This window comes from Meiothermus sp. (assembly GCF_025060375.1).
Taxonomy (GTDB): domain Bacteria; phylum Deinococcota; class Deinococci; order Deinococcales; family Thermaceae; genus Meiothermus.
Window position 1 is genome coordinate 20,313 of sequence record NZ_JANXCG010000092.1, and the last position, 6,858, is coordinate 27,170.

A 6,858-nucleotide genomic window follows, 5' to 3' on the forward strand; every position below is an offset into this window, starting at 1 on the left:
GTTTTGGCTTCCGGGGGCTTTGGGTTTAGGCTAATCCCGTATGCGCATCCTGGTCGCCAACGACGACGGCATCTTCTCCCCCGGCATCAAAGCCCTGGCCTTTGCCCTACGCGAGCTAGGGGAGGTAAACGTGGTGGCCCCCGATGTGGAGCAGTCTGGAGTGGGGCACAGCATCACCTTCCGCCGACCCTTGCGCTTCAAGCACACCGCTTCAGCGGGGTTCGGCGAGATACCCGCTTACCGGGTAGACGGGACCCCAGCGGACTGCGTAGTGCTGGGCAACCAGCTCCTGGGTCGGCCCGATGTGGTGGCCTCGGGCATCAACATCGGGGTCAACATGGGCCTGGATCTGACCCACTCCGGCACCGTGGCAGCCGCCTTGGAAGGTGCTTCCTTGGGGATCCCCTCCATCGCCTTCAGCCTGGACGCTTCGGGTGAGGAGTTGCGCTTCGATGAGGCGGCCCGCTACGCCGCTTCCATTGTGCGGTGGGTGCTGGAGCATGGCCTCCCCCCCAAAACCCTGCTCAACGTAAACTTTCCCAACCGGAGTCCGCTCGGTATCCGAATCACCCGGCTCTCCACCCATCGCTACGAAGATTCGGTGGTCAAGCGGATAGATCCCGAGGGGCGCCCCTACTACTGGGTGGCAGGCAAACCCACCGCTGAGCTGGAGGAAGGCACCGATTTTTGGGCAGTACAGCAGGGCTACATCTCGGTCACCCCCATCACCCTGGACTACACCAACCACGCCTTCGCGGCCGAGCTCAGGGAGAGCTTCCGCCTAGAGACCCCTCAGCTAGGCTAGCTGGGTTTGGGGTGCGGGAGCCCGGCGCAAGGAAACGCTGAACACCGAACCCTTGCCCGGCTCGCTCTCCACCCAGACGCTTCCCCCGTGTGCCTCCACAATGGAGCGCACAATGGCCAACCCCAGCCCGCTACCCCCCCGCTCCCGGTCGCGGGCCTTGTCCACCCGGTAAAACCGCTCAAACAAATGGGGTAGGTGCTCTTTGGGGATGCCTTCCCCATCGTCCTCCACCCGCAAAACCACCCGCTCAGCCAGGTCGCGCACCACCAACCGCACCCGCCGGGCGCGGGCCTTTATAGCGTTGGAGACCAGGTTGGCCAGCACCTGGTGCAACCGCTCAGCATCCCCCAAAACCCACAGGTCCTCCGGGGCCTCGACCTCAATCTGCCCCTCAAAGCTCTTGCTGTACTCCTCTTGTATTTCGCTCAGCACGGTGTAAAGGTGCACCGCTCCGAGCTCCACCTTCCAGCCCCCGCCGGTTTTGGACAGCTCGAGCAGGTCCCCCACCAGCTTCTGCATCCGCTCAGCCTCGCGTTTGATGATCTCCAGGCTCTCGCGCTGTTGCTCGGAGACTTGGGTGCGCCGAAGCAGGTAGTTGATGTGGCCCAGGATAGCCGTAATGGGGGTACGTAGTTCGTGCGAGGCATCGGCCAGGAAGCGGCCCTGGGTCTCCCAGGCGGCCTCGAGCCGGGCCAGCATCCGGTTGAGCGACTTGACCAGCGAGGCCACCTCGTTGTGGCCCATAAGCTCGGGCAGTCGCTCCGGCTTGGTGCTCACCTGCTCGGCTTTCTTGGCGACCCACTCCAGCGGCTCGAGGGCCTGGCGCACGAGCCGGAAGGCCAAAAAACCCCCGAACACCAGCACCAACAGCGCCGTAACGGTGTAGGTGCGGGCAAAATCAGCCAGGGTGCCCCTTATCCCCTCCGTGGACCTTCCCACCATCAAAATGACGAGCTGAGGCCCCTGGGGTATGCCGGCAATCTCGGTCTCTATCCGCTCAGCCCGCAAACGCAGCGGTACCTGGACCCCATCGCGGCGGAACAGGGTCACCTCGGTGTAGACCCCGCCCAGGCGCAGCACTTCCTGCAAGACCCTTTCCGAAAGGGCCAGGGTGGCGCCATCTAGGGCCAGCGACTTGGCGATGGGGATGGCCGCCCCTTGCAGGATATCGCTGGCGGTAGGATTGGGAAAGGGCACCCAAAGGGCCTGGCCGTAGACCGTAAAGGGAAGCCCCTCCAGGCTGCCCTGCTCGCGGATTAGGCGCTGGGCGGTCTGGGAAGCTTCCGTAAGCTCGCGGCGCAGGTTCTCGTAGAGGATGAACTGAAGGGTGCCGTAGACCGACCCCCCGATGAGCAGCTGAAGCACAAACAGCAGGCCCAGGGTGAGCAGGGTGATGCGGGTGCGGAGGGTCATACCTCTGATGATACGCTCGATGGTAGGCTCTGGAGCGATGTCTATCCTGCTGGCCCTGGTCCTGGACTGGCGCTTCGGGGAACCCCCGGCTAAAGCCCATCCGGTGGTGCTCATGGGCCGCTACCTCCAGCTGGCCGGCCGAGGACTGACCCGCCACCCCCCTCGCTCGGCCTTCTGGCGAGGAGCCCTGTTTTGGTGCCTGGGCGCTGGAGCCTTTGCGGGAGGGTACGGCCTGCTGGAATGGGCGCTGGGCCACCTGCCTTTCTGGCTGGGGCTACTCTTGAGCGGCCTCCTCCTAAAGCCCCTCTTTGCCTTTCGGATGCTCCTGGAGGAGGCCCGAGCGGTGGAGGAGGCCCTAGAAAGAGGGCTGGAGGGAGGCCGCGAGCGGCTCCGCTACCTGGTCAGCCGCGACACCCAGGCCCTTTCTGAAAGCGAGGTGCGGGAAAGCCTGCTGGAATCAGCGGCGGAGAATCTATCCGACTCGGTTGTGGCCCCGCTCTTCTGGTACCTGCTCCTGGGGCTGCCGGGGGCCGCCCTTTACCGCTTTGCCAACACTGCCGACGCCATGTGGGGCTACCGCGGCGCCTGGGAGTGGGGCGGAAAGTGGGCGGCTCGAGCCGACGACCTGCTCAACTGGCTCCCGGCCCGGCTTACGGCCGGCCTCCTTTGGCTCATCTCGCGGCGCTTTTCCTTTCGGTCCCTGCTCCAGGAGGCCCGAAAAACCCCTTCTCCCAACGCGGGCTGGCCCATGGCCGCACTGGCCCTCGCCCTGGATCTACGGCTGAGCAAACCGGGGGTGTACACCCTAAATCCCTCCGGCCACCCTCCCCGGCCCGAGGAGGCGGCCCGAGGACTACAGATGGTGGCCCAGGCCGGCTGGCTGGGCGGGCTGCTTCTGGCCTCAATCGAGGCCTGGCCCTATATTCTGAAATGGTTCTAGGATAATGCTGTAGCTATGATCGACGACGTCCTCAAACCCATCCACGGCGGAACGGACAGCGGACCTCCACCCCGCTACGACTTCTCCACCAACGCCAACGGCCTGGGCCCCGACCCCTACGCCCTGGCCGCCATCCAGGGGGCCGACCCCAGCCGCTACCCCGACCCCCTCTACACCGAAACCCACGCCGCGCTGGCCCATTACCACGGAGTGGCCCCCGAGCAAGTAGCGGTGGGGAACGGCACCAGCGAGCTGATCCACCGCCTGACCCGGCTGCGTTACCTGCGGGGGCCCATGCTCATCCTGCCCCCCACCTTCTCGGAGTACGCCCGGGCGGCCCAGCCCGCCGAGCTGCCCCTGCTCAAGGCGGAGAGCAGGTCGCGGTTCCTGCAACTCCTGCCCCAGGCCACCCTAGCCTTTCTGTGCGTGCCCAACAACCCTACCGGGGAGGTCTACGATTTCCTCTTTGAGGCCGCAGAAATTGCCCAGCAACGCCAGGTGGTGCTGGTGCTCGACCTGGCCTACTACCACCTCTGTCTGGACCCCCCACCCCTTCCCCCCTCGGCCTGGAAGCTCTACAGCCCCAACAAGGCCCACGGCCTAACCGGGGTACGGGCGGGGTACCTGATAGCCCCCCACGACCTCACCCACTTCCGCCACATTGCCCCTTCCTGGGTGCTGGGGGTGCATGGGGAGGCCTTCCTAAGGGCCGTCCTCCAACCCCCCTCACAGGCCTGGCTGGCCCAAACCCGCGCCGAGCTGTGGCGGCTCCGAGCAGAACTGGCCCAAGGCCTGCGCGCGCTGGGCCTGGAGGTACGGGAAAGCCCAGCCAACTTTCTCCTGGTACGGGTGGGCCAGGCCACGGCGGTAGCCCTCAGGCTGCGAGAAAAGGGGCTACGGGTGCGCGACTGCACCAGCTTTGGCCTACCGGAGTGGCTTCGCCTCTCTGCTCAGCCCCCCGACGCCCAAAGGGCGCTGCTCGAGGCGCTCCCAGAGGTGCTGGCCGAGCTTTCTGTTTGGGCCAGCTAAGCACCCGCACCAGGCTGCTGACGGTTCTCGCCCGGCTGCACCGGGGGCATTGCTGGCTCAGGCAACAGCAAGTAGCGCAGCACCTCCCCTACGTCCTCTACAAGCTTAATCTCCAGGCCCTCCAGGACTTCCTTGGGCAATTCCTCAAGCTGCGGCTCGTTGTCCTTGGGTAGCACCACCTTGTGGATGCCAGCCTGGTGGGCTGCCAGAAGCTTCTCCTTAACCCCCCCGATAGGCAGCACCTTGCCCCTGAGGCTCACCTCACCCGTCATGGCCACATCCATACGGGCCGGACGGCGGGTGAGAGCACTGGCAATGGCGGTGGCCATGGTAATCCCTGCGCTGGGACCGTCCTTGGGGGTGGCGCCATCGGGTACGTGCACGTGCAGGTCGTACTTGGTGTGAAACTCCTCCGGAAGCCCCCATTCTGCGCTGTGGGCCCGAAGGTAGGTGAGGGCGGCCTGAGCCGACTCCTTCATAACCTCGCCGAGCTGCCCGGTGAGGTTCAGCTTACCCGTACCGGGCACCGCAGCCACCTCTATGGTGAGGAGGGTACCCCCTACCGGTGTCCAGGCCAGGCCCTGGGCGGTGCCCACCTGGGGCTCGGTCTCGGCCTTGTCGGGGCGGTAGCGGGGAATACCCAGATAGGTGGGCAGATCGGGGGCGTCCACCGTGCGTACCCCTTCCCAGGAGGCCTCAATCCAGAGCTTGGCTCCCTTGCGGGCAATCTTACCCAGCTCGCGCTCCAAACCGCGTACCCCAGCCTCACGGGTGTACTCGGTGATGACCCGCAGGATGGCCGCATCGGTAATCTCCATCCGGCTCTCCATCCCCGACTCCCTGCGCTGCTTGGGCCACAGGTACTGCCGGGCAATGGCCGCCTTCTCCAGGTTGGTGTAACCCGGTATCTCAATGACCTCCATACGGTCTAGAAGGGGCCGGGGAATGGTCTGGAGGCTGTTGGCGGTGGTGATGAAGAAAACCCGTGAAAGGTCGTAGGGAACATCCAGGTAGTGGTCGGTGAAGGTGTTGTTCTGCTCGGGGTCCAGCACCTCGAGCATAGCGCTGGCCGGGTCGCCCCGCCAATCGGAGCTCATCTTGTCAATCTCGTCCAGCAGGATTACCGGGTTAATCACCCCCACCTGCTTCATGGCATGGATGATCTTACCCGGCATGGCGCCGATGTAGGTACGTCGGTGGCCGCGAATCTCGGCCTCGTCGCGCACCCCACCCAGGCTGATGCGGTGGAACTTGCGGTTCATGCTCCGAGCAATAGAACGGCCCAAGGAGGTCTTGCCCACCCCCGGGGGGCCCACCAGGAGCAGGATGGGGGCCCTGTTGCGCACCTCCTGGCCCTGGGTAAGCTGGCGCACCGCCAAATACTCCAGGATGCGCTCCTTGACGTCCCTTAGACCGTAGTGATCTTCGTCCAGAACCGCGCGGGTATGGGCGATGTCCAACACCTCGGGGTCGGCCTTGGTCCAGGGCACCTCGGTAAGCCAGTCCAGGTAGGTGCGGGCCACGGTGGCCTCAGGACTACCCTGCTGCATCCGCTCGAGCCGGTCCAGCTCTTTTAGGGCCTTGGCCCTGACCGCCTCGGGCATCCCCACCTCCTCAATCTTTTTACGCAGGGCCTCCAGGTCATTGTATGCGTCTTCCCCGCCCAGCTCCTTCTGGATGGCCTTCATCTGCTCGCGCAGGTAGTACTCGCGCTGGTTGGTGTCCATCTGCTCCTTGACCCGCTGGGCCACCCGCCGGTCCAGCTCAAAGCGCTCCAGGTCACGCGTAAGCAGGGAGAGCACCCGGCGCAGCCGAGCCTCGAGGTCTACCAGCTCCAAAATCTCCTGCTTCTCGGCCACCGTCCAGGTGGCGTGGTAGGCTATGGTGTCGGCCAGTACCGCCGGGTCGGAGGTAGCCCGCACCGCCTCGAGCTGGTAGCGGTCAAGCCGAAGGGACTTGTGGTTGGCCACGTACTTGTCAAAAGCGTTCTTCAGCTCATCCACCAGTACCCGAACCACCGCCTCATCGGCGGGGAAGACTTCGGCGTAGACCTCACCCCTAGCCCGCAGATAGGGCCCTATCAGATAGTCCTTGATCTCCACGCGGGCCCGGGCCTCCACCACCACCTGCAGGGTCCCGTCGGGTAGGCGCATGGCCTGCTTGACCACCGCCTGCACCCCCCAGGTGTAGAGGTCAGCCGGGGCAGGGTCGTCCACCTCTGGATCGCGCTGGGCCACCAGGAAAATGAGGCGGTCGGCCCCCATGGCCTCCTCAACGGCGCGCTTGCTCTTTGCACGTCCCACATCTACCGGCGTGGTGGTGTGGGGCAGAATGACCGTGTTACGCAGTGGTATGACCGGCAGTTCTAAGCGCATAGGGTATCCGTCTCCCGTATTCCGCCTGGGGGTTCGCCGCTCGCTCGGCGGATAGGAGCGACAGGTACTTCTGATTCTACCGGGAGACCGCCTAGGGATAGGGTCAAATCTTACACTTAGTCTAGTTGAGCGTTAGGGGCTCAAGTTTGGCCCCCAGCCAGCACAACAACCCCACCAAGACCACAGCGGCGGTGCCCGCCGCTCATTCCGGAAGAGCAGCCGGTCCCTAACGACCGTATACCAGACCCGGCAGCCAGGTGGCCAGGCCGGGGAAGAGCATAACCAGGACCAGCCCC

Annotated in this window: 5 protein-coding genes; 3 read left to right on the top strand and 2 right to left on the bottom strand. The window is 65.0% G+C overall.

The features are described 5' to 3' along the window. The first annotated feature begins 40 nt into the window (after positions 1-40). Complete coding sequence (surE, locus tag NZ849_RS11240) at positions 41-805, top strand: 5'/3'-nucleotidase SurE (RefSeq protein ID WP_295407462.1); 765 nt, start codon at positions 41-43, stop codon at positions 803-805. On the opposite strand, the gene NZ849_RS11245 is transcribed toward surE, so the two are convergent. Then, positions 797-2,218, bottom strand: a complete 1,422-nt coding sequence (locus NZ849_RS11245; protein WP_295407465.1) for a HAMP domain-containing sensor histidine kinase — start codon at positions 2,216-2,218, stop codon at positions 797-799. The two genes, surE and NZ849_RS11245, sit on opposite strands and share 9 nt — an antisense overlap. Before the next feature lie 37 nt (positions 2,219-2,255). Between NZ849_RS11245 and cbiB the strand changes: the two genes are divergently transcribed. Together cbiB and NZ849_RS11255 are read left to right on the top strand one after the other, a co-directional pair. Further along, on the top strand, positions 2,256-3,158 hold the full coding sequence (cbiB, locus tag NZ849_RS11250) for an adenosylcobinamide-phosphate synthase CbiB (protein ID WP_295407468.1): 903 nt from the start codon (positions 2,256-2,258) through the stop codon (positions 3,156-3,158). Positions 3,159-3,173: 15 nt separating this feature from the next. Continuing rightward, positions 3,174-4,187 (top strand): histidinol-phosphate transaminase, encoded by a 1,014-nt coding sequence (locus NZ849_RS11255; RefSeq protein ID WP_295407470.1) that lies wholly within the window; start codon positions 3,174-3,176, stop codon positions 4,185-4,187. Here NZ849_RS11255 and lon read toward each other — a convergent pair. After that, positions 4,184-6,562: an endopeptidase La gene (gene lon, locus NZ849_RS11260; protein WP_295407473.1), complete on the bottom strand. Its 2,379-nt coding sequence runs from the start codon at positions 6,560-6,562 to the stop codon at positions 4,184-4,186. The two genes, NZ849_RS11255 and lon, sit on opposite strands and share 4 nt — an antisense overlap. Positions 6,563-6,858 lie beyond the last annotated feature (296 nt).